General features: G+C 67.3%; 23 protein-coding genes. 18 read left to right on the forward strand and 5 right to left on the reverse strand.

Annotated elements, in window-relative coordinates:
• The first annotated feature begins 31 nt into the window (after positions 1-31).
• Positions 32-1,837 (forward strand): ABC transporter ATP-binding protein, encoded by a 1,806-nt coding sequence (locus tag NOV74_RS12035; protein WP_257312769.1) that lies wholly within the window; start codon positions 32-34, stop codon positions 1,835-1,837.
• A complete protein-coding gene (queA, locus tag NOV74_RS12040; protein ID WP_257312771.1) occupies positions 1,791-2,915 on the forward strand; it encodes a tRNA preQ1(34) S-adenosylmethionine ribosyltransferase-isomerase QueA in 1,125 nt (374 codons plus the stop codon). Before NOV74_RS12035 ends, queA begins: the two co-directional genes overlap by 47 nt.
• A 70-nt stretch (positions 2,916-2,985) precedes the next feature.
• Here queA and NOV74_RS12045 read toward each other — a convergent pair whose 3' ends face one another.
• Entirely contained in the window at positions 2,986-3,333 is a 348-nt protein-coding gene (locus NOV74_RS12045) for a hypothetical protein (RefSeq protein WP_257312773.1), read from the reverse strand.
• A gap of 35 nt (positions 3,334-3,368) precedes the next feature.
• Positions 3,369-4,157, reverse strand: coding sequence for a sulfite exporter TauE/SafE family protein (locus tag NOV74_RS12050; protein ID WP_257312775.1), 789 nt, complete (start codon positions 4,155-4,157; stop codon positions 3,369-3,371).
• A gap of 92 nt (positions 4,158-4,249) precedes the next feature.
• Here NOV74_RS12050 and NOV74_RS12055 point away from each other — a divergent pair, with 92 nt between their 5' ends.
• Positions 4,250-5,020, forward strand: coding sequence for a metallophosphoesterase family protein (locus NOV74_RS12055; RefSeq protein WP_257312777.1), 771 nt, complete (start codon positions 4,250-4,252; stop codon positions 5,018-5,020).
• 6 nt (positions 5,021-5,026) lie between these two features.
• Here the strand turns inward: NOV74_RS12055 and NOV74_RS12060 are convergent, their stop codons facing one another.
• The 3 genes from NOV74_RS12060 to thyX all read right to left on the reverse strand — a co-directional run bounded on the left by NOV74_RS12060 (position 5,027) and on the right by thyX (position 7,521).
• Positions 5,027-5,509 carry a DUF192 domain-containing protein gene (locus tag NOV74_RS12060; protein WP_257312779.1) on the reverse strand — a complete coding sequence of 161 codons (483 nt, stop codon included), beginning with the start codon at positions 5,507-5,509 and terminating at the stop codon, positions 5,027-5,029.
• Positions 5,510-5,629: 120 nt separating this feature from the next.
• A complete protein-coding gene (locus NOV74_RS12065) occupies positions 5,630-6,844 on the reverse strand; it encodes an aminotransferase class V-fold PLP-dependent enzyme (RefSeq protein WP_257312781.1) in 1,215 nt (404 codons plus the stop codon).
• Positions 6,841-7,521: an FAD-dependent thymidylate synthase gene (thyX, locus tag NOV74_RS12070; protein ID WP_257312784.1), complete on the reverse strand. Its 681-nt coding sequence runs from the start codon at positions 7,519-7,521 to the stop codon at positions 6,841-6,843. Before thyX ends, NOV74_RS12065 begins: the two co-directional genes overlap by 4 nt.
• Positions 7,522-7,696: 175 nt before the next feature.
• On the opposite strand from thyX, the gene NOV74_RS12075 reads away from it, so the two are divergent.
• The 15 genes from NOV74_RS12075 (at position 7,697) to NOV74_RS12145 (ending at position 20,075) form a co-directional block, all read left to right on the forward strand.
• Positions 7,697-9,637 (forward strand): hypothetical protein, encoded by a 1,941-nt coding sequence (locus tag NOV74_RS12075; RefSeq protein ID WP_257312786.1) that lies wholly within the window; start codon positions 7,697-7,699, stop codon positions 9,635-9,637.
• Between the two features lie 226 nt (positions 9,638-9,863).
• Positions 9,864-10,511 (forward strand): fructose-6-phosphate aldolase, encoded by a 648-nt coding sequence (gene fsa / locus NOV74_RS12080; RefSeq protein WP_257312789.1) that lies wholly within the window; start codon positions 9,864-9,866, stop codon positions 10,509-10,511.
• A gap of 185 nt (positions 10,512-10,696) precedes the next feature.
• On the forward strand, positions 10,697-11,173 hold the full coding sequence (locus tag NOV74_RS12085) for a histidine triad nucleotide-binding protein (RefSeq protein WP_257312791.1): 477 nt from the start codon (positions 10,697-10,699) through the stop codon (positions 11,171-11,173).
• Positions 11,174-11,331: 158 nt separating this feature from the next.
• Positions 11,332-11,958 carry a YajG family lipoprotein gene (locus NOV74_RS12090; RefSeq protein WP_257312794.1) on the forward strand — a complete coding sequence of 209 codons (627 nt, stop codon included), beginning with the start codon at positions 11,332-11,334 and terminating at the stop codon, positions 11,956-11,958.
• A 39-nt stretch (positions 11,959-11,997) separates the two neighbouring features.
• Positions 11,998-12,699, forward strand: a complete 702-nt coding sequence (locus tag NOV74_RS12095; protein WP_257312796.1) for a beta-ketoacyl synthase chain length factor — start codon at positions 11,998-12,000, stop codon at positions 12,697-12,699.
• Positions 12,700-12,703: 4 nt separating this feature from the next.
• Positions 12,704-13,510, forward strand: coding sequence for a lysophospholipid acyltransferase family protein (locus tag NOV74_RS12100; RefSeq protein WP_257312800.1), 807 nt, complete (start codon positions 12,704-12,706; stop codon positions 13,508-13,510).
• Positions 13,458-13,730, forward strand: a complete 273-nt coding sequence (locus tag NOV74_RS12105) for a phosphopantetheine-binding protein (RefSeq protein ID WP_257312803.1) — start codon at positions 13,458-13,460, stop codon at positions 13,728-13,730. Before NOV74_RS12100 ends, NOV74_RS12105 begins: the two co-directional genes overlap by 53 nt.
• A 22-nt stretch (positions 13,731-13,752) precedes the next feature.
• Positions 13,753-13,995 carry an acyl carrier protein gene (locus tag NOV74_RS12110; protein ID WP_371748453.1) on the forward strand — a complete coding sequence of 81 codons (243 nt, stop codon included), beginning with the start codon at positions 13,753-13,755 and terminating at the stop codon, positions 13,993-13,995.
• On the forward strand, positions 13,992-14,339 hold the full coding sequence (locus NOV74_RS12115; RefSeq protein WP_257312808.1) for an ApeI family dehydratase: 348 nt from the start codon (positions 13,992-13,994) through the stop codon (positions 14,337-14,339). The genes NOV74_RS12110 and NOV74_RS12115 overlap by 4 nt, the downstream gene beginning before the upstream one ends.
• Positions 14,336-16,063: a glycosyltransferase family 2 protein gene (locus tag NOV74_RS12120; RefSeq protein WP_257312811.1), complete on the forward strand. Its 1,728-nt coding sequence runs from the start codon at positions 14,336-14,338 to the stop codon at positions 16,061-16,063. Before NOV74_RS12115 ends, NOV74_RS12120 begins: the two co-directional genes overlap by 4 nt.
• Positions 16,060-16,476: an acyl-CoA thioesterase gene (locus NOV74_RS12125; protein WP_257312814.1), complete on the forward strand. Its 417-nt coding sequence runs from the start codon at positions 16,060-16,062 to the stop codon at positions 16,474-16,476. Before NOV74_RS12120 ends, NOV74_RS12125 begins: the two co-directional genes overlap by 4 nt.
• On the forward strand, positions 16,473-17,678 hold the full coding sequence (locus NOV74_RS12130) for a beta-ketoacyl-[acyl-carrier-protein] synthase family protein (RefSeq protein WP_257312818.1): 1,206 nt from the start codon (positions 16,473-16,475) through the stop codon (positions 17,676-17,678). Before NOV74_RS12125 ends, NOV74_RS12130 begins: the two co-directional genes overlap by 4 nt.
• Entirely contained in the window at positions 17,675-18,103 is a 429-nt protein-coding gene (locus NOV74_RS12135; protein ID WP_257312820.1) for a hotdog family protein, read from the forward strand. Before NOV74_RS12130 ends, NOV74_RS12135 begins: the two co-directional genes overlap by 4 nt.
• The gene (fabG, locus tag NOV74_RS12140; protein WP_257312823.1) at positions 18,100-18,846 is read left to right on the forward strand and encodes a 3-oxoacyl-ACP reductase FabG; all 747 of its coding nucleotides are present in this window, start codon (positions 18,100-18,102) and stop codon (positions 18,844-18,846) included. The genes NOV74_RS12135 and fabG overlap by 4 nt, the downstream gene beginning before the upstream one ends.
• Complete coding sequence (locus NOV74_RS12145; protein ID WP_257312826.1) at positions 18,846-20,075, forward strand: beta-ketoacyl-ACP synthase; 1,230 nt, start codon at positions 18,846-18,848, stop codon at positions 20,073-20,075. The genes fabG and NOV74_RS12145 overlap by 1 nt, the downstream gene beginning before the upstream one ends.
• Positions 20,076-20,102: the final 27 nt, after the last annotated feature.

Raw genomic sequence — 20,102 nt, forward strand, 5'->3', positions numbered from 1 at the left:
CAGGCCGGACCGGCTAAGCTGGTCGCTGACCATGTCGCGACTCCTGCGTTTCTTCAACGACCACCTTCGAGCCCATGCCCCCCTTATCGCGGGGGCCTCGCTGCTCCTGCTCCTGGCCGGCCTTTGCCAGGGCGCCCTCATCGCCTCCATCAAATTCGTGTTCGACGATGGCAAGGCCCACGCCATGGGACTCGCCCAGGGCGGCCTCTTCGGCCAACTGGAGCACCTGCGCGCCTGGGTCCTGGCCCACCTGCCCGAGGCCTCCGCCCTGCGCACGGGCCTGCTGGTGCCCCTGGTGCTGGTGCTGCTCTTCGCCCTGAAGGGCCTCTTCACCTACGCCGGCACCCTGCTCATGGTGCGCAGTGGCATCCGCGCCACCCAGGCCTTCCGCGAACGCCTCTTCGCCCACCTGCTGACCCAGGAGCCGGCCTTCTTCCAGAAGCATCCCGTGGGCGAGCTGATCACGCGCAGCATCAGCGATGTGGGCGCCGTCCAGGGCATCGCCAGCAACCAGCTGGCGGAGGCTGTGCGCGAGACCTGCGTGGCCGTCACCATGCTGGCCACGGTTCTCTACATGGATTGGAAGCTGAGCCTCACGCTGTTCCTGGCCGGCCCCCTCGTGGTGCTGCCCGTGAAGCGCCTCAGCCAGCGCATCCGGAAAGTGAACCACCGGAACCAGGAGGCCTCCAGCCGCCTGCTGCAGCGCCTGAAGGAAGTGTTCAGCAACATCCGTGTGGTCCAGGCCTTCGCCCGGGAATCCTACGAGGTCAGCCGCTTCCAGGTCCAGAACAACGAGCTCTACCGCCTGGGCATGAAGAGCGCCCGCGCCTCGGCCCTCTCCACCCCGATCATGGAGCTGGTGGGGGGCTTCCTGCTGGCGGGCCTTGCCGCCTATGCCGCGGGACGCTTCAAGGCAGGCACGCTCACCACCGAGAACTTCCTCACCTACATCCTGGCCATCTACGCTCTGTACGATCCCCTCCGCCGGCTCACCAAGCTCAACAACGAGATCCAGGTGGCCTCCGCCAGCCTGGATCGGGTCTATTCCATGCTGGACCGGAAGCCGGAGCTGCCCTTGAGCCCGCATCCGAAGCCCGTGCCCGCAAGACCCGCCCTCCTGCGCTTCGAAGGCGTGGAGTTCGCCTACGACGACAAGCACCCCGTCCTGCGCGGCATCGACCTCGAGGTGCGCGCCGGGGAGACCGTGGCCCTGGTGGGTGGCAGCGGCGGGGGCAAGACCACCCTCGTGAACCTGGTACCCCGCTTCTTCGACCCCACCGCCGGGCGGATCACCCTCGACGGCATCGACCTGCGCGACTTCGATCCCCGCGAACTCCGCAAGATCATCGGCATCGTCACCCAGGAGACCCTGCTCTTCATGGACACCGTCCACGACAACATCGCCTATGGCAAGCAGGCCAGCCGCGAAGCAGTCATCGTGGCCGCGAAGAAGGCCCACGCCCACGACTTCATCATGGGCCTGCCCCACGGCTATGACACCCCCCTGGCGGAGACAGGCTCCAGTGTGAGCGGAGGTCAGCGCCAGCGCCTCGCCATCGCCCGGGCCCTGTTGCAGGATCCGCCGATTCTCATCCTCGACGAAGCCACCAGCGCCCTGGACACCGAGAGCGAACGCGCTGTGCAGGCCGCCCTGGAAACCCTCATGCAGGACCGCACCACCCTCGTCATCGCCCACCGCCTCAGCACCGTCCAGCGCGCCACCCGCATCTGCGCCATGAAGCAGGGCCGTATCGTGGAGCAAGGCAACCACGATGATCTGCTTTCCCGCCATGGCGAGTACGCGCGACTGCATCGGCTGCAGTTCGCCGAAGCGTGACGCCAGCCTGATGCTCCGCTCCGACTTCCACTTCGACCTCCCGCCGGAACTCATCGCCCAGCACCCGACGGCCGACCGCGATGGGGCGCGGCTGCTGGTGGTGGATGCGCGGACGGGCACCTGGTCTCACCGCGCCATCCGGGAGCTGCCCGGTCTCGTTCCCGCGGGCAGCCTCTGCGTGCCCAATGATGTGCGGGTGCGCCACGCCCGCCTCTTCCTGCGGCGCGCGGGGGGCGGGGCGGGCGAAGCCCTGCTGTTGCGGAGCCTTGGGGGCGGCACCTTCGAGGCCCTGGTGAAGCCCGGCGCGCGGCTGAAGCCGGGGGCCTCGGCCACCGTGGTGGATCCCGTCTCCGGCGCGGACCTGGCCCGCCTGGACATCCTGGCCACCCTGCCCGAGGGCCTGCGTACGGTGCGGGTCCACGCCGACCACGGCCTGGACTGGGACGAGATTGACCGCATCGGCCGTCTGCCCCTGCCGCCCTACATCGACCACCTGGCCGACGGCGAGGACGAGACCCGCTACCAGACCGTCTTTGCAGCCAGAGAGGGCGAGGCCGTGGCGGCTCCCACGGCAGGCCTCCACTTCACACCGGCGCTTATCGACGCGCTGAAGGCCCGCGGCTGTGGCTGGCATCCGGTGCGGCTCCACGTGGGCCTGGGCACCTTCCGGCCCATGACGGCCGAACGCCTCGAAGACCACGCCATGCACGAAGAGCGCTTCGAGATCCCGGAGGCCACGGCCGAGGTCCTGGAACCCGTGCTCCGAAACCGAGCACAGCCCCTGCTCTGTGTGGGCACCACCGCCCTGCGCACCCTTGAAGGGGCCTGGGACGGCTCACGTCTGGCGCGTAGCGGCGCCACCCGCCTCTTCATCACACCCGGCTATCGCCTGCGCACCGCGGACCACCTGCTCACCAATTTCCATCTGCCGGAAAGCACCCTCTTCGTGCTGGTGTCGACGTTGCTCGGCCTGGACCTGGCCCAGGCCGCCTACGCCGAGGCCGTGCGCGAGCGCTACCGGTTCTTCAGCTACGGCGACGCGATGCTGATCCTGAATGTCGGACCCAGCCCGGCGTGATTCGCTTCCTGTGGGGCCCCGCTCCGTGCGCGACATTCAGTCGCGCACTCCGCGACCCACATGGGCGCGACTACAGGTAATCCACAAACTGGTGGACCACCGGGATGCGGTGTTTCTTGCCCTTGGTGGCCTGGAGGACGCTGGTCACCGACATGCCGAGGCACCAGAGCAGCCAGAGCGGCAGAAAGAAGCGCACCGAGACCGCCCCGAAGATGGGGAACAGGCCCAGGATGAGCAGGGCCAGAGTCACGGTGCATTCCGCGAAGGCCAGGATGACGCCCTGGCGGGCATGCCAAAGCAGCTCCGCGTCCTCGCGGTTCCGCATGTAAGGAAGGAAGGCCCAGGGCCCCGCGTAGCACAGGATCAGGTCTCGCAGGCGCTCCCCCACGTAGAGGGGAGTCGGGGCATCCAGGGACACGGCAACCTCCGGCTCGAGGATAGCGCAAGAGGGGCCTAGCGGCCCCGCAACACCACCAGCAGGGCCATGAGGAGCACCACCACGGCGTAGGTTTGCTTCAGTTTCCCCCCATGCACACGAGTGGCCACGCGGGCACCCGCCAGGGCCCCGGCAGCGAACCCCACAGCCACGCCCGCGATCACCATCCAGGGCAGGCCACCCTGGGCCTTGGCGTAGACATACACGCCCGGCAGGCCGATGGGCGGCAACAACATGGCGAGGCTCGTAAGTTGGGCTTCATGCTGAGTCATGCGGAAGCGCGCAGCCAGCAGGGGAATCACCACCACCGCACCGCCCAGTCCTGTGAGCCCCGAGACCACCCCGGCCAGCAGGCCGATGGGCAGCCCGGCCGTCCAGAGGCCCGAGGAAAGATCCAAGGGCTCCACGGTCCGATCCACAGGTGGCGGCTCGTGGCGGAAGAACGTCTTGAGGGCCAGGAACACCAGGAAGGCCGCGTAGCCCCAGCGCAGTGGCTCGGAAGGGATGAGGTTGGCCGCCACCGAGCCCCCGTAGATGCCAAAAAGGAAGGCCAGCACCAACACTCCCACCAGGCGCAGGCTGGTGTGGATGCCCCGGCTGCGGTACTGGATGACGGCGGGCAGGCCGGTAGGCAGCAGCATGGCGGCCAGCGTGGCGCCTTGCGCGCGATGCTGGTCCAGGTGCAGCACCAGACCCAGCAAGGGCACCATCACGACGCCCCCGCCCACACCGAACAGGCCGGACAGCAGGCCGCCACAAAGGCCCGTGCCCAGGCCCGCCAGCAGGTGGTTTGGATCCAGGCTCACAGTGCCTCCAATGGTTGGGCCTCGAAGCAGGCCCAACCCCCATCACCGGATTCTGGGGCCCCCTGTGTTCCAATGGAAGGTCGGAGGCTCCCTTGCAGGTCAAGCTCAACCCGGATGTGGTGCTGGACAGCCGGCGGGCCGTGTGGCTGCCCCGCCAGAAGACACTGGTGCTGGCCGACCTCTTCTTCGGCATGGGCGCTGCCCGCCGCCGCCGCCCGGATCCCCTGCCACCCCCTCAGCAGACGGAGATCTGGGAGCGGGTGTTCAGCCTCATCGATGATTACGCGCCCGCCCAGATCGCCCTCCTGGGAGATCTCAAGCCCAGCCAGGGCACGGTGGAGGGAGACGAAGCCGAGGAGTTGCGCACCATCTTCCGGAAGCTCAAGGGGGGTGGACGGCAGGTGGTGCAGGTGGTGGGCCATCCGGACCGCAGCGCTGGCCCAGCCCTGGAGGGCACCGGCATCGAACCCGTGGAACAACATCGAGTGGGACCCTTCACCCTGATGCACCGCCGCCGGGTCTTCGTCTACCCCCGCCACGACTCGCCCCAGGGTTTCTGGATCAATGGCGGCGTGCACCCCCTCTTCGCCGTGCCCAGCCCGGGCCCCGCGGCAGAGCCGGACTGGATGCGCCTGCCCGCCTTTCTGTACACCGGCTTCGCCCTGGTCATGCCGCCTTTCGTGAGCTATGCCCAGGGCTTCGAGGTCATCCAAGCCGAGCGCCTGCCCCGCCAGGCCCGTGCGTGGAAGCTGTTGGCGGACCGCCTGAGCCCCCTGGAACTGGCAGACCTCCCACCCGCTCCTGAGCACCTGCGCACCCTTACCCGCCCGCCCCGCAAGGGCGTGCCCAAAGGCGCTGAATAGGGCGCGCTACTTCTTGCGGGCCTTGGGCAGGGGGGCCCCGCCACGAAGGGTGCGGCCCTCGTCCAGGACGAGTTCCCAGCCCAGCCGGTCGCCCTTCTTCAATCCGATGCGCTTGAACGTGCCGGCGGCAAATTCGATGAAGTGGCGCGCGGGCACTGTCCCCCCGTAGGTGGGGCAGTCGTCGCCGCGCATGGGGCTGCACGGGGGCACATGTTCAGCCGTCTCCACCACCCGGCCCTCGGCGTCCACCCAGGCCACGTCCAGAGCGATGAGGCAGTTCTTCATCCAGATGGCATGGTCGCCATCCTCGCTGTAGACGAAGAACATGCAGCGGTCCTTGGCCAGGCTCTGGCGGTACATCAGGCCCTTTGCCTTTTCCTGGTCCGTGGCCGCCACCTCGGCCATGAAGGCCGTCTGTTTGAAGGCCACGGTGCCCCCACCGCCCGCCAACAGGGGGAGGGACAGCAGGGCGGCGAACAGCATGCGCATGGCAACTCCTCAGAAGGCCATTATCAATGAAGTGCTTGGAGACGGGCGATGGCTTCTGATAGCGATGATACCTCGCTAGATGTGGCAACATGAGCCGGGACGCTGTGATCCGGGCCAAGGTCAGCTGGCTGATCCGTGGAGCCACGTCGCGATGCGGTCGACATCCGCTTCCGTGTGGAATCCATGGAAGGCGACCCGCAGATAACCCTCCCGCACGGAGGTGAAGATGCCCCTCTGGTACCCCGTCTGAAGCAGGGTTTGCAGGTGATCCGCTCCCGCCCCCCCATGGTGGAAGGCCAGGAAGGACCCCAGCCGTCCTGCCATCAGCAGCCTCCGCAAGCGCCTCCCTTCCGCGGCCCAGGTGGTGCCTTCCAGGGCGTCCAAGAGCCGGGCCTGAAGCCCTGCGGCATGGGTGGCGATGGCCGCGACTCCCGCCCCGTTGAGCAGGCGGAGGGATTCCAGCAGGGCCGAGGCTTGCAGCAGGTTCGGTCCACCCGGCTCCAGGACCCGGCCGTCCGGCAGCCAGGCCCGCGCGAAGTCCGTGGAAGGCCGCGAGAAGTCCGTGGCCTGCTCCACCGACAGCCAGGTGCCTGAAGGCGACAGGGACTGTCTAAACCCTGCTTCCGTCCATAAGAAGCCCATGCCCTGAGGCGCCAGCAGGCCCTTGTGCCCCCCCGTGGCGAAGGCGGAGAGGTCGGTCAACTCCACCGGCACCGTGCCGGCGGCCTGGATGCCATCCACCACCAGATGGACGCCCCGTTCCCGGCAGGCTTTCCCGAGGCGCTGCAGGTCCAGCTTCAGCCCGTCCTGGAAGCGCACCCAGGAGACGGCCAGGACGCGGGTGCGGGGACCCAGGGCCGCGATGAGCCGCGCCTCGGGGTCCGCCTCGGCCGTGGGGGGAAGGCTGGACCATGCCTCGGCTCCAGCCCGGTGGCCTGTCCACAGGGGCACTTCGCGAAAGGTCACGCCCCGTGCTTTCAGGGCCAGCCAGGGCCAGGCGTTGGAGGGGAACTCGCCCAGCGGCGCCAGCACCTCGTCGCCGGGGACCCAGGAGAAACCCTGGGCCACCGTCACCAGACCCGTGGAAGTGCTGGGACTGAGGCTGATGTCCTCGGCCCGCCCACCCAGCAGGGCCGCTGCCTCGGCGCGCAAAGCGGCCGGAATGCCCTGGAAGTCCTCCTCCCAGCACACCTCCCAGGGGCGCAGCTCCTTCAACATGAAGGACCGCACCACGCGCAGGGTGGCCCGGGGCACGGGGCCCTCGGAGCAGTGCATGACCCAGAGGTGCTCCTTGTCCAAATGGAACAGGGCGGGATTGAGGGGCGGCGCGGTCATCCCTTGCCGGAGGTCAGCAGGGCCTTGAGGCCCACGGGGTAGATCGGCTCCACCACCGACCGCACGGCGGCGGCGTACTGCTGGATCTCCCACTGGGCATGGCTGTCCGTCCGCAGGCGGATGAAGTGGGCCACGGCCTGCAGGCTCACGGTCCAGTAGACCTCGGAGTAGAGCCCCACGGGCAGCACGCAGCGGGCCTGCTCCCGGCAGACGCCGAGCGAGAGCAGTTCCTTGTAGTGGGCCACGGCACCCCGGCAGCTCGCCAGGTAGCTCTCCATGGCCCGGGCGCGGTTGGCCTCGTCGATCTCGCCTTCGCTGCCCTGTTTGTTCACCTTGGCCTGCTTCCGGAAGGTCTCGGGCACGAAGAACTCATCCTCGGGGAACTCCACATAGCGGCCGCTGATCTCATTGAACTCCGACCCGATGCGGTGCTTCATCCACTGGCGGAACACGAAGATGGGTGCCTTCACATGCAGCGTCAGCGCCGTATGGCGGAAGGGCGAGGTGTGCTCGTGCTCCGCCAGGTAGCCGATCAGCTTCGCATCGCCCTCCTCGAAGGCCTCCTTCCGCTTGCCGAAGGACACCCGCGCCGCGTTCACCACGGACAGGTCCGACCCCATGTGGTCGATGAGCCGGACGAAGCCTTTGTCCAGCACCTTGATCTCGGGCTTGACCATGGCGCATTCCTCCGCAGTTCCGACAGTGTAGCCTTTCCGGGACCCTCCTATCCCGCCCGGGTCGCCCCCTCTTGCACACCCTCTGATCGGTTGCGGATAAGGAAACGGCCTACCATTGTCGAATCCTCCGAGGTCATCAATGGCTGGCACTCCGGCTCACCGGCTTCTTGTTTTCATGTTCACCCTAGTCCTCTTGGGTTGCGGTGGCGCAGGGGGACAGGACCCGCAGGCGACCCGCACCGGCCCCACCGCGCTGACCGCCAGCATCTATAAGGCTCCCGCCTTGTTCCGGTTGGCGTGGCTACCACCGGACACGCCCACCACGGGGTTGGAGATCCAGGTCCGCGTCGGGACCGCCCCTTACACCACAATCTACAGCGGTCCGGGCCCCACTTCCGAGAGCGTGGTGTTCTATGATGCGGGGGCAGACGCTCCGGAGATCACGACCTTTGCATTTCGGATGCGGGCGCTCAATTACGGCACGGCCTCGGACTACAGCAACGAAGCGACCGCCCGCACCGGACTGCGGCCCCCCACCCTCGGTCCCTTCTCCCACCCGGCGAACGCCATCGGCATCTCTTGGCAGAACAACAGCCTGACGGCCGATACCCTCAAGCTCGAACGGGGAAACCAGGTGGGCGCAGACACCGTCTGGACCCCCGTTCCGGGCGTTCCTTTCGGTGTCACCTTCTGGGCCGACCGGGACGCCCCGGAAGAGTCCCTGAGCCGCTACCGTGTGACCTACAGCAAGGGCCAGGACTTCGCCCAGGACACCTCCTACGATGGTGCCTACATGCTCATGCAGTCCCCGGAACAGGTCCGGATCACGCCGCTGCTGGAAGGCGCCCGGATCACCTGGCTCAACCCCAGCAACATCGCCTCGACGGTCGCCATCCTGAGAGTCTCGGGATTCGATGACGGGCTGGGCGCCCTGGAAACAGAAGTGGCCTCCTTGCCACCCGGAGCCACCTCCTACGACGATCTGCACCTCACGACCGGCTACTACACCTACCGCCTGGAGAACCGGAAACCCGGGGTGAACCCCGCCTCCTCCCCGTTTGTCCCCATGGCCACCCTGCTCCCTGGATTCGGCTCGACCGTCATCCCGTCCACCGTCGTCCTGCCTTCTGCGCGTGCAGTCCGCCGCAGCAGCCAGGGAGCCTGGTACCTGTCGGGGGCTCCGGGAAATATGGAGATCCAGGTGAACACGCCGGTAGGCGATTCCTGGACCTCCTTCACCCCGGCCAATGCACAGTTCTGGAACACCCCTTACTTTCTGCTGGACAGCCTCGATCAGCCCCACCTCGTCTATTCCCACCAGGTCGCTCCGGGCGTCCAGGACATCATCAATGAACACGCCTGGAAGGCTTCCAGTGGCTGGCAGACCGAGGAAATGCCCCAGTCCATCGTGGGCCCCCCGACCTTCTCCCTCGATGCACAGGATCACCTGCACGTCGCCTGGCAGAAGGGACCTCAGGTTCAGGACCTGATGTACGCAGTCAGGCAATCGGATGGCAGCTATGTGGTTGATGACCTGAGCGGCCTCAACGATTCCACTGCTCTCTATGGTTTCCAGCTGGTCGTCGACCCCACCGGCCAGCCCCACATCCTGGCCCGAACGCCAGTGAATCTCCTCCACTTGACGCGGGCGAATGGGATCTGGACGGCCGAGACGATCACCTCCGGACGCAACTATGGCTCCATGGCAGGGTTCGCCCCCGCCCCTGACGCCTTCAGGGCCTTCGTGTCCCGGGACTACACGCCGGACAGCGGCACGACGGAGCTGGTTATGTTCCAGAAGGAAGCCGGCTCCTGGCTCCCCGAGAAGGTCCTGGCCACAACTTCCTTCCCGGACGCCTTCACGATTTCCTCCCTCGCAGTCACGGGGAGCAGACAACGCTTTGCCCTCGCCTACAGTTCCACTTCCACGGGCAACATGTTGAGCGTCTGGAGCTCGGGCACCCTGCTCGGTGTTCCGCTTGGGTATTTCGACCCCATTCAGGGTCCACTTCTGGGTTTCGACCCCTCCGACAGGTTTTACCTGCTTCTCCCTCAGATGTATGGCGCACCTGACGGATTGAGTCGCCTCTGGGTGCTCTACCAGGAGCAGCCCTAGCCTGCCGGCCCAAGGCCCTTTCCCGATTAGAGCACGTGCCTGTCGGGCCAATCCCTGAGAAGATGGTTGGCCGTCCAAGGGAGATTCCTCACGGGTCTTCCTTGACCTTTCTTTCGGGAGCCACGCATGCCGTTCCTCCTCGCCTCTGCGAGGCTCAGGGCCGAAAGAGCCTGAATCCTTCGGTTGGTCCGTCTCACATTCAACCTCCCGCCTCTACGGAGTTCCCATGCAGTTCTTTATCGACACCGCCAACATAGACGAGATCAAGCGCATCAACGCCCTGGGTGTGCTGGACGGGGTGACCACCAACCCCAGTCTCATTGCCAAGGAGACGGGCAAGCCCTTCGAGCAGATCATCGCGGAGATCTGCGGCATCGTGGACGGCCCCATCAGCGCCGAAGTCATCGGCCTGGAGGCCCCCGGCATGATCGAGGAGGGCCGTCGCCTTTCGAAGATCCACAAGAACGTGGTGGTGAAGCTGCCGCTCATCGCCGAAGGCCTCAAGGCCTGCAAGGCGCTCAGTGCCGAGGGCATCCACACCAATGTCACCCTCTGCTTCAGCGCCACCCAGGCCCTCATGGCCGCCAAGGCCGGTGCCACCTACGTCTCGCCCTTCGTGGGCCGCCTGGACGACATCAACCTGGACGGCATGGAGCTGATCCGGGAGATCGTGGCCATCTTCGACAACTACGGCTTCGACACCCAGTGCCTCGCCGCCAGCATCCGCCAGCCCCGCCACGTTACCGACGCGGCCTTGGCGGGCGCCCACGTGGCCACCATCCCCACCAAGGTTTTCGACCAGATGCTGAAGCACCCCCTCACGGACAAGGGCGTCGAAGGGTTCTTGGCCGATTGGAAGAAGAGCGGAAGGTAACGCATGGTTGGGTCGAATCCATGCGAGCCTCGGCACGAGGCGAACAGAACGACGCGTTCGATACGCTTCGGTGTGTCGAACTCATGTGAGCCTCGGCGCGAGGCGAACAGAACGATGCGTTCGATGCGCTTCGGTGGGTCGAACCCATGTGAGCCTCGGCACGAGGCGAACAAGAAGAGCGAACGATGATTCGCCAGAGCCTGCGGGCCGCAGTTGCCGTCCTGATCCTTGGCGCTGCGCTGCCAGGCCAGGTTCCGTCCGCCTCGGCCCTGGCTCCGGACTCCGCCACGAACGCTCATCCCGACTGTGTCTTCTGCCGCATCGTGGCCGGCACCGCCCCCTCGCGAAAGGTGTACGAGAATCAGTTCGTGCTGGCGTTCTGGGACATCCGACCCCGGGCGAAGGTCCACCTCCTGGTGATCCCCAAACAGCATGTGGCCAGCCTCAAGGAACTGGATGACCTGTCCGTGGAAGCCCGGGCCGCCCTGCTCAGCGCCTGCGTGAAGGTGGCCAAGGACCAGGGCATCCTCGAGGATGGGTTCCGGCTCATCTCGAACTCTGGGACCAACGCCAGCCAGAGCGTCTTCCATCTTCACTTCCATGTGGTGGGCGGCGAACGGCTCCGGGAAGACGCCATCACGAAGGATCCAACCGGCCGCTGAGCCCCGAAAAGATCCCCAGACTGGTAGCCAAAGCCTTGTTTCACAGGGTATCGTTCCTGCATCTGTCCTTTCCTGACTCTTGGGTCCGGACCCGGGTGTGAGCCTCCAGCCTTGTTCGCCTCCTGGTCCAGAGCCTTGCCCTTCACCAAGGAGCCTCCATGCGTCTCCGCTCACCCCTCCGATCCCTCCTCCTCTGCGCCGGTCTGATGTCCGGGCTCCTGGCGGCCGATGGCCCCAGCCTGGCCACACCCCTGGTGTGGAAGCCCACGTCGAAGCTCCTGGATTCCGTGGGAACCCTCAACCTCACCCCCTTCACGGGCAAGCAGATCGTTTTCCTGCCCATCACGGACACCCGCAAGGACAAGACCGTGATCGGCGAGAACCGGGAGAAGGCCCAGGTGCGCTATGTCACCACCTCGGACGATGTGCCGGCCTACCTGACCAAGCAGCTGGTCGAGCAGTTGCAGGGCGTCGGCCTTCCCATCGTGGACAAGCCCACCGCCGGCAGCCTGGTCGTCAGCAGTGAGCTGGTCCGGTTTTCCGTCATCGAGACCGGCACCTACCAAGGTGAGCTGAGGCTCATCCTCCAGGTGAAGGCCGGGGACAAGGTGGTCTGGCGGGGCATGGTGTCGGGCAAGGCCACCCGCTTCGGCCGGTCCTACAAGCTCGAGAACTATCACGAAGTGCTCAGCGACACCGTGATGGACGTCCTCACCCACCTTCTGACAGACGAAGTCTTCATGAGCGTCCTGGCCGGCAAGGCCAGGGTCGTGGCCGTTCCCTAAGCAGACCTGTTCCCGCCGCCCGGCCCCCGGGACCACCCGATGCCCCATACCTTCAAGATCCCCCTCCTCAGGGCTTCGGTCTGGTCCCAGGCGGGGCCGGTCAGCCTATCCCCCTTCCTGGACCAGGCCGCGGGTGCCCCAGACGTGGCCTTCCTCGATCCCCTGATCCGGCGCCGCCTCAGTCCCCTGGGCCGGGGCATGCTGCACTGCGCTCATCGGGCCGTGGGCAACCTGGGGCCCATGCCCTCGGTGTTTTGCTCCCGACACGGCGAGGCGTCCCGAACCCTGCCCGTACTGGATGATCTGGCCCAGGGCCTCCAGCCTTCCCCTGCGCAGTTCACGATGAACGTCCACAACGCCACGGCCGGCATCTGGTCCATCGCGCGCCGAGACCCCAGCCCCTCCCTCTCGCTAGCCGCCGGCCCCGAGACGTTTGCCTGGGGTCTGGTCGAAGCGCACGCCATCCACACGGCGGGGCCTGATGTTCCCGTGCTCCTCGTTCACGGGGACGCCCCCCTGCCGCCCCTGCTGGCCACCTTCGACGTGGTTCCCCAGCCGCTCCATGCGTTGGCCTTGTTGATCGGCCTTCCCGCCCGCCACCATCTGGTCCTGACCTGGGCGCCCGAGGCTCGCACGCCAGGCGTCCAGGGCCTGCGGGAGGGCCCGAGGGCCACCGACTTCGAAGCGCCCGGGGGGCCCTGGTCGAGTGCGGATGGCGCCTGGATCTGGCGCGTGGATTGAAAGCATGCGCCGGATCATCAAGATTCCCGCCAGCGCCGCTGGCTTTACCGCGCTGGGGCTCGGCGGCATCCTCTTCTCGCTGATCGGACTGCCCCTGCTGCACCTGTTCCCCGGAGGGCCTTCCGCGCTGCAGAGACGCACACGGTGGGTCATCCATCGGTTCTTCAAGGCGATGGTCTGGTTCCTCTCCACGGCCGGTCTGTTCCAGATCCGGACCGAGGGTCTGCCGGAACGCAAGGACCTGGATGGGACCTTGATCCTGGCCACCCACCCGGGTTACCTCGATGTCGTCCTGCTGCTCTCCCTCCTCGAGCAGCTGACCTGCGTGGTGAAAATCGGCATCTGGACCAACCCCTTGTTCGGCCGGGTGGTGCGGGCCGCGGGCTACCTCCCCGCGCTGGGCCCTGACTCGGTCATCGAATCGGGCGCCCTGGCTTTGGAACGGGGCGAGGCCCTGCTGCTCTTCCCCGAGGGCACCCGTACGGATCCACACCAGCCGCACGCCTTCCACCGGGGGGCTGCCCATCTGATCCTGCGGTCCCGGCCCCCGGTTCTGCCCCTCCTGCTCACCTGCGCCCCACCCCTGCTGGCCAAGGGTCACAGGTGGTTCGAGATCCCCCGGGATTCATGCGATTATTGCATTCGAGCCACTGAGCAGCTGGGGGTGCCCTGGTCGGACCTTGAGGGTCTACCGGCGCCTTTGGCCGCTCGAAAGCTGACCCGCTGGCTCGAAGGTCGCTTCAACCAGGAAACCACCCATGCAGGACATCACGACGACCGAGATCAAGCACTTCATCATCCGAACCCTTGACCTCGAGGACATCCAGCCCGAAGAGATCGAAGATGAGCAGCCCCTTTTCAAGGACGGTCTCGGCCTCGACTCCATCGATGCTTTCGAGCTGGGCCTGGCCCTGAAGAAGGCCTACCGGCTCAATCTCGACAGCGAGGACGTCTCCAGCTTCGCCCACCATTTCCGCACGCCGGCCAGCCTGGCCGCCTTCGTGTCGAGCCACCGCCAGGTAACCATCTGAATTCCGGAGTACCGCCATGGTGATGACCGAGCAGGACATTTTCAGCAAGCTGCGCGACGTCCTTTCCGATTCTTTCCAGCTGGACCCCGAGTCCATCCATCTCGACTCCCACCTGTTCAAGGATCTGGACCTGGATAGCATCGACGCCGTCGAGCTCGCGATCCAACTGCAGGAGTTCACGGGGCGCCGCGTGAGCGCCCAGGAATTCAAGGACGTGCGGACCGTGGGGGACGTGGTGGCGACGCTCCAAAAGATGCTGTCGTGATCCCCTACCCCCAGGCGCTGGAGGCGCTGCCTTCGGTTCCCGGGGGATACTCACTGCGCGTAGAACCCGGACACCCGGCCTTCTCCGGCCACTTTCCCGGCCAGCCCATCCTCTCCGGCCTCATCCAAGTCGACTGGGCCGCTCGCCTCGGGGAAGAGACCTTCGGCCCCCTGGGATGTTTCCGGGGCTTGGAGCACCTGAAGTTCCAGTCCCCCATCCTTCCGGACGAACCCCTGGAACTGCGCCTGGATTGGGAGCCTGCGGCCAGGCAGTTGCGGTTCCGGTACATCGGGAGCCACGGGCCGAAATCCGGGGGCACCCTCGTCTACACGCCGGCCCCATGACCTTCCGCCCCTGTCTCGTGGTGCCGGTCTACAACCCGGGCCCAGCCTTGGGCCGGACGCTCGACGCCCTCCTGACCTGCGGACACCCCCTCTTCCTTCACGACGACGGCAGCGATGAGGCCACCCGGCTCCAGCTCGAGGCTGTGGCCATGGCCCACCCCGGCCTCCGGTTGTCCCGGTGGCCTGACAACCGGGGCAAGGGCGCGGCCGTGGTGGAGGCCTTTCGCCGCGCCCAGGCCGAGGGCTTCACCCATGCCCTCCAGGTGGATGCGGACGGCCAGCACGATGCCGGGGCCATCGCCCCGTTTCTCGCCCTGGGCGCGGCGCGGCCCGACGCGGTGATCGCGGGGGTTCCTGTCTACAACGGTTCTGTTCCAGCGGCACGCAAGTACGGGCGGTGGTTCACCCACGCCTGGGTCTGGCTGGAGACCCTTTCCTTCGACATCGGAGACTCCCTCTGCGGCTTCCGGCTGTATCCGCTCGATGCCATGTTTCGGGTCCTTTCGCGCACGACGCTGCCCGCCCGCATGGACTTCGACACTGCGACCATCGTGCGCCTCCACTGGGAGGGCGTACCGGTGGTGAACGCTCCGGTCAGAGTGATCTACCCGGAAGATGGCGTCTCCCACTTCCACCTGCTCCGCGACAACCTGCGGCTGACCCGGATGCACACTCGGTTGGTGCTGGGCATGCTCCGCCGCCTGCCGACCCTGGTCGCACGGCGTTGGCGCGGCAATGCCCCCCGCGACCACCAGTGGACCAAGATCCAGGAACGGGGCACCGCCCTGGGCCTGCGGGCCGCTCACCTGGTCTTCCGTCTGACCGGCGCGCGCGGCCTCCGTTGGCTCACCGAGCTCTTGGCCGCCTACTTCTTCCTGACCGGCCGCTCCGCGCGCCGGGCCTCGGGCCAGTACCTCGATCGCCTCTTCGCGTACGCGGGCCCGCTCGCGGATCTCCCCACGAAACCGGGAATGCGGGCGCGCTACCGGCACATTCGGACCTTCGCCCTGTCTTATGTGGATCGCTTCCTGGCCTGGATGGACGCCAGTGACGCCGAGGTGGTCTTCCCTGAAGAACAGGCCTTCCAGACGCTCGTCCACTCCGGCCGAGGCACCCTCTTCCTCAGCGCCCACCTGGGCAACCTCGACATGCTGCGGGGGCTGGGCGCGGCCCGCGGCATCTCCGGCCTGAACGCCGTGATCTACTCCGAACACGTCATCCGCTTCCAGGAACTCCTAAGCCGGATCAACCCTGGATACTCGGCGAACCTCATCCACGTGGCGGAGGCCGGGCCCGAAACCGCCCTGCTGCTGGAGGAGCGCATCGCCCGCGGCGAAAGCCTCTTCATCGTCGGAGACCGCCCCCCCGCCTCCGAGAATGGGCGCACCCTCGCCATCCCCTTCCTGGGTCGCGAGGCCCCCTTCCCCATCGGACCGCTCTTCCTCGCGCACCTGCTCCAATGCCCCGTCTACCTTTTCTTCTGTGTCAAAGATGGACCCCGGTACCGGATCCACATGGAGCCCTTCGCCGACCGCGTGGACCTGCCCCGCAAGGGAAGGGAGGCCGCCCTCCGGACCTGGCTCGAGCGCTATGCCCAGGCGGTCGAGACCCGGTGCCGGGAGACGCCCTTCCAATGGTTTAATTTCTATGACTTCTGGGGAGAGGCGAGCTCCCTTCCGCCCCTGCCGCCCACCGCAACACCACCGCCTGATCCCCGACCATGACCTTCCTGCAGACCTCCGTGACCCTGGAAATCCCCTTCCACGATGTGGACTCGATGGGGATCGTCTGGCATGGGCACTATTTGAAGTACTTCGAGATCGCCCGCACCGCCCTCATGCGCCGTGCCGGCCTGGACGTGGCGGACATGCTGGCCACCGGATGCGCCTGGCCCGTGGTCACCTGCGAGGTGAAGTACATCCGGCCCCTCCGGTACGGGCAGCGGATTCTGGTGGAGGCCTACCTTGAGGAGTACGAGTTCCGCATCGGCATTGCCTACACCGTGCGGGACGAGACCACCGGCGAGCGCCTCACGCGCGGCCGCACCCGGCAGCTGCCCATCGATTCGGCCACCGGAGAGCTTTGCCCGGGCACCCCTCCTGGCATGATCGCCGCCATCGAGCGGGCGCTCGGATGACCGCGCTCGCAGCCCCCTGCTACCTCTCGGCCCTGGGCCTCGTCAACGCACTGGGGCGAGGCAAGCGCGAGGTGGCCGCTGGGCTGCTGCGCGGAGACACCTCGGGACTGGTCGAGGAATCGGGCTGGCTGCCCGAGCGCACGGCCCGGGTGGGCCGGGTGCGGAGTCCCCTGGAGCCCCTGCCCAGCCGCTTCGCCGCGGACGATTCGCGGAACACCCGCCTGGCCCTGCTCGCCCTGGAGGAGATCCGCGACGACGTGGACCGGGAGATCCGCCGCCACGGCGCCCATCGCGTCGGCGTGGTGCTCGGCACCAGCACCTCAGGCATCGAAGCCGCCGAGCGGGCCGTCGCCCATCACCGGCAGCACCAGACCCTTCCCGGCGACTTCCACTACCAGCAGCAGGAGATCGGTCGCCTGGCCCCGTTCCTGGCGGCATACCTGGGGCTCCAGGGCCCCGCCCTCACCGTCTCCACGGCCTGCACGTCCGGCGGAAAGGCCCTGGTCACCGCCCGGAGCCTGCTCCGCCTCGGCCTCTGCGACGCGGTGATCACGGGCGGCGCGGACTCGCTCTGCCGGCTGACCCTCAACGGGTTCGCCTCCTTGGAGTCCGTCTCGCCGGCCCCGTGCAATCCCATGAGCCGGAACCGCGCCGGGATCAATGTGGGGGAAGGTGCGGCCCTGTTCATCCTCCGCCGGGAGCCCGCGGAGATCGCCTTCCTAGGCGCCGGAGCCTCCAGCGACGCGTACCACATCTCCTCGCCGGATCCCTCCGGCGCCGGCGCGGAAGCGGCCATGCGCGCGGCTTTGGCCGAGGCGGGTCCAGGTCTGGAGGTGGGCTACCTCAACCTGCATGCCACGGCCACGGTGAAGAACGATGAAATGGAAAGCCGCGCCACCGCGGCCATCTTCCCTGATGGCGTGGACTGCAGTGGGACCAAGCCGCTCACCGGGCACCTCCTCGGGGCCGCCGCCGCCACGGAACTGGCGTTCTGCTGGCTCCTGGCCCAGGACGTATGGAACCCCGAGGGCCTTCTGCCTCCCCACCGCTGGGACGGCCAGGCCGACCCCGAACTCCCGGCCCTCAGGCTCACCCAGAACGGCGCCACCTTCCCCGCCTACCGTGGATCCCGGATCTGCATGTCCAACGCCTTCGCCTTCGGTGGCAACAACCTCAGCCTGATCCTGGGGCCCGCCCGATGAGCCGGGAACAGCCCACTCCAGAGACGCTGCTCCCCCACCGGGGGCCGTCCCTTCTCCTGGACAGGATCCTCGAACGATCCGACGAGCACTGCCTCGCCCGCGTCCGCGTGGCACCGGGCGCCTGGTACCTGGATGAACGCGGCGAGGCCCCGGCGTGGGTCGCCCTTGAGTGGATGGCCCAGGCCGCTTCGGCCTTCAGTGGTTCCCGCCATCTCCGGGCGGGCCGCGCGCCCCGGGTCGGCTTCCTGCTGGGGACCCGGCGCTTCGAAACGGTGGTACCGGCCTTCCCGGTGGGCACCGAATTCGAAGTCGAAGCCCGACTCATCTTCATCGATGACCTCGGCCCCAGCGCCTTCGCCTGCCTGGTCCGGGACGGGGCCGACATCCTTGCCCGTGCTACGTTAAAGGCCATCGAAGTCCCATGAACCCACCCTCCTCCGACACCCCCAGGAACGCGCTCGTCACGGGCGGTAGCGGCCGTATCGGCCGGGCCATCGCCCACCGGTTGGCGCGAGATGGGTACCGCGTGACCGTGCACTGCCGCAGCCGCGTCGATGAGGCCCAAGTGGTGGTGGACGCCATCCGCGCGGCGGGGGGTGAAGCCGACTGGATCGCCTTCGATGTCTCCGACCGGACGGAAGCCGGGCGCCTCCTTGAGGTGAAGGTCGCCGCCGACGGCCCCTACCACTGCATCGTGTGCAATGCGGGGATCACGCGGGACGGGGCCTTCCCGGCCCTCAGCGGCGAGGACTGGGACCAGGTTTTGGGTGTGGGCCTCGACGGCTTCTTCAATGTGGTCCAGCCGCTCCTGATCCCCATGATCAAGACCCGCTCGGGAGGACGCATCGTGTGCATCTCCAGCGTCTCGGGCGTGGTCGGCAACCGCGGGCAGGTGAACTACAGCGCGGCGAAGGCGGGCCTGATCGGGGCCGCCAAGGCCCTGGCAGTCGAAGTGGCCAGCCGCGGGATCACCGTGAACTGCATCGCGCCCGGGCTCATCGAATCCGAGCTGGTGGACGAGCTGGTGCTCGAGCATGCCCTGCAGGCCATTCCCATGAACCGGGTCGGCCAGCCCGAGGATGTGGCCGCCCTCGTCGGCTTCCTCTGTTCGAACTCTGCGGGCTACATCACCCGCCAGGTCATCGGGGTGAACGGGGGCATGGTCTGATGCGCCGCGTTGTGGTGACCGGCATGGGGGGCGTCACCCCCTTCGGCGAGACCTGGGAGGCCATCGACCGCGCCGTATCCACGGGTCGGAATGGCGTGAAGGTCATGCGGCAGTGGGACCAGTATCCCGAGCTTCAGACGCGGCTCGGCGTGCCCATCGAAGGCTTCGAGGTCCCGGCCCACTACCCGCGAAAGATGGTGCGCTCCATGGGCCGGGTAGCCCTCCTGGGCGTCCGCGCCACGGAACTCGCCCTGCAGGATGCCGGCCTCCTGGGCGACGCGATCCTGGGGAGCGGGCGGGTCGGCGTGGCGTACGGTTCCTCCTTCGGCAGCGTGGATCCCATCGTGTCCCTGGGCCGCAGCCTGGCGTCGGGCCGGATCGGCGGCCTCAGCGCCACCGGGTACATCCAGGCCATGAGCCACACGGCCGCCGTCAACATCGGGGTGTACTTCGGCCTCACGGGCCGCGTCATCCCCACCAGCACCGCCTGCACCAGCAGCAGCCAGGCCATCGGCTACGCCTACGAATGCATCCGGGAGGGCCGCCAGACCATCATGGTGGCGGGGGGGTCGGACGAGCTGTCCGTCTTCACGGCGGCCGTCTTCGACACCCTGTACGCCACCAGCCAGCGCAATGACGCCCCCGACCAGTCCCCCCGGCCCTTCGATCGGGATCGCGACGGGCTGGTGGTCGGGGAAGGCGGCTGCACGCTCATCCTCGAGGACCGGGAGCATGCCCTGGCCCGTGGCGCCCGCATCCACGCCGAGGTACGGGGTTTCGGGACCAACTCGGATGGCGCCCACATCACCCAGCCCCAGCGGCCAACCATGGCCGAAACCATGCGCCTGGCCCTGGCCGATGCCGGCCTCCACCCCGACGCCATCGACTGGGTCAATGCCCATGGTACTGCCACGGAGTACGGGGATATCGCCGAAAGCCACGCCACGCGGGATGTCTTCCAGAGGCGCGTCCCCATCACCTCCTTCAAAAGCTACATGGGCCACCCCCTGGGCGCCTGCGGTTCCCTCGAAGCGTGGATGGGCATCGAGATGTCCCGAGCCGGGCGCATCGCCCCCACCCTGAACCTGGTCGAGCCTGATCCCCGCTGTGCCGACCTGGACTACATCCAGTTCGACCACCGCGAGCTGAAAGCGGTCTGCTTCATCTCCAACAATTTCGCTTTTGGCGGCATCAACACCTCGCTCGTCTTCCAGTGCGGGGATTCGTGACCGAATCGTAAAAGGGCCCCGGTAGCA

Source organism: Geothrix fuzhouensis (genome assembly GCF_024609325.1).
Classification (GTDB): domain Bacteria; phylum Acidobacteriota; class Holophagae; order Holophagales; family Holophagaceae; genus Geothrix; species Geothrix fuzhouensis.

Excerpts from the sequence above, each read along its gene's own strand:
- NOV74_RS12100 (WP_257312800.1), top strand. The coding sequence starts at position 12,704 with ATGCGCCGGATCATCAAGATTCCCGCCAGCGCCGCTGGCTTTACCGCG.
- NOV74_RS12090 (WP_257312794.1), top strand. The coding sequence starts at position 11,332 with ATGCGTCTCCGCTCACCCCTCCGATCCCTCCTCCTCTGCGCCGGTCTG.
- NOV74_RS12110 (WP_371748453.1), top strand. The coding sequence starts at position 13,753 with ATGACCGAGCAGGACATTTTCAGCAAGCTGCGCGACGTCCTTTCCGAT.
- fsa (WP_257312789.1), top strand. The coding sequence starts at position 9,864 with ATGCAGTTCTTTATCGACACCGCCAACATAGACGAGATCAAGCGCATC.
- NOV74_RS12145 (WP_257312826.1), top strand. The coding sequence starts at position 18,846 with ATGCGCCGCGTTGTGGTGACCGGCATGGGGGGCGTCACCCCCTTCGGC.
- NOV74_RS12060 (WP_257312779.1), bottom strand. The coding sequence starts at position 5,509 with ATGCGCATGCTGTTCGCCGCCCTGCTGTCCCTCCCCCTGTTGGCGGGC.
- thyX (WP_257312784.1), bottom strand. The coding sequence starts at position 7,521 with ATGGTCAAGCCCGAGATCAAGGTGCTGGACAAAGGCTTCGTCCGGCTC.
- NOV74_RS12130 (WP_257312818.1), top strand. The coding sequence starts at position 16,473 with ATGACCGCGCTCGCAGCCCCCTGCTACCTCTCGGCCCTGGGCCTCGTC.
- fabG (WP_257312823.1), top strand. The coding sequence starts at position 18,100 with ATGAACCCACCCTCCTCCGACACCCCCAGGAACGCGCTCGTCACGGGC.
- NOV74_RS12075 (WP_257312786.1), top strand. The coding sequence starts at position 7,697 with ATGTTCACCCTAGTCCTCTTGGGTTGCGGTGGCGCAGGGGGACAGGAC.
- NOV74_RS12105 (WP_257312803.1), top strand. The coding sequence starts at position 13,458 with ATGCAGGACATCACGACGACCGAGATCAAGCACTTCATCATCCGAACC.
- NOV74_RS12035 (WP_257312769.1), top strand. The coding sequence starts at position 32 with ATGTCGCGACTCCTGCGTTTCTTCAACGACCACCTTCGAGCCCATGCC.
- queA (WP_257312771.1), top strand. The coding sequence starts at position 1,791 with ATGGCGAGTACGCGCGACTGCATCGGCTGCAGTTCGCCGAAGCGTGAC.
- NOV74_RS12135 (WP_257312820.1), top strand. The coding sequence starts at position 17,675 with ATGAGCCGGGAACAGCCCACTCCAGAGACGCTGCTCCCCCACCGGGGG.
- NOV74_RS12095 (WP_257312796.1), top strand. The coding sequence starts at position 11,998 with ATGCCCCATACCTTCAAGATCCCCCTCCTCAGGGCTTCGGTCTGGTCC.
- NOV74_RS12085 (WP_257312791.1), top strand. The coding sequence starts at position 10,697 with ATGATTCGCCAGAGCCTGCGGGCCGCAGTTGCCGTCCTGATCCTTGGC.
- NOV74_RS12125 (WP_257312814.1), top strand. The coding sequence starts at position 16,060 with ATGACCTTCCTGCAGACCTCCGTGACCCTGGAAATCCCCTTCCACGAT.
- NOV74_RS12065 (WP_257312781.1), bottom strand. The coding sequence starts at position 6,844 with ATGACCGCGCCGCCCCTCAATCCCGCCCTGTTCCATTTGGACAAGGAG.
- NOV74_RS12120 (WP_257312811.1), top strand. The coding sequence starts at position 14,336 with ATGACCTTCCGCCCCTGTCTCGTGGTGCCGGTCTACAACCCGGGCCCA.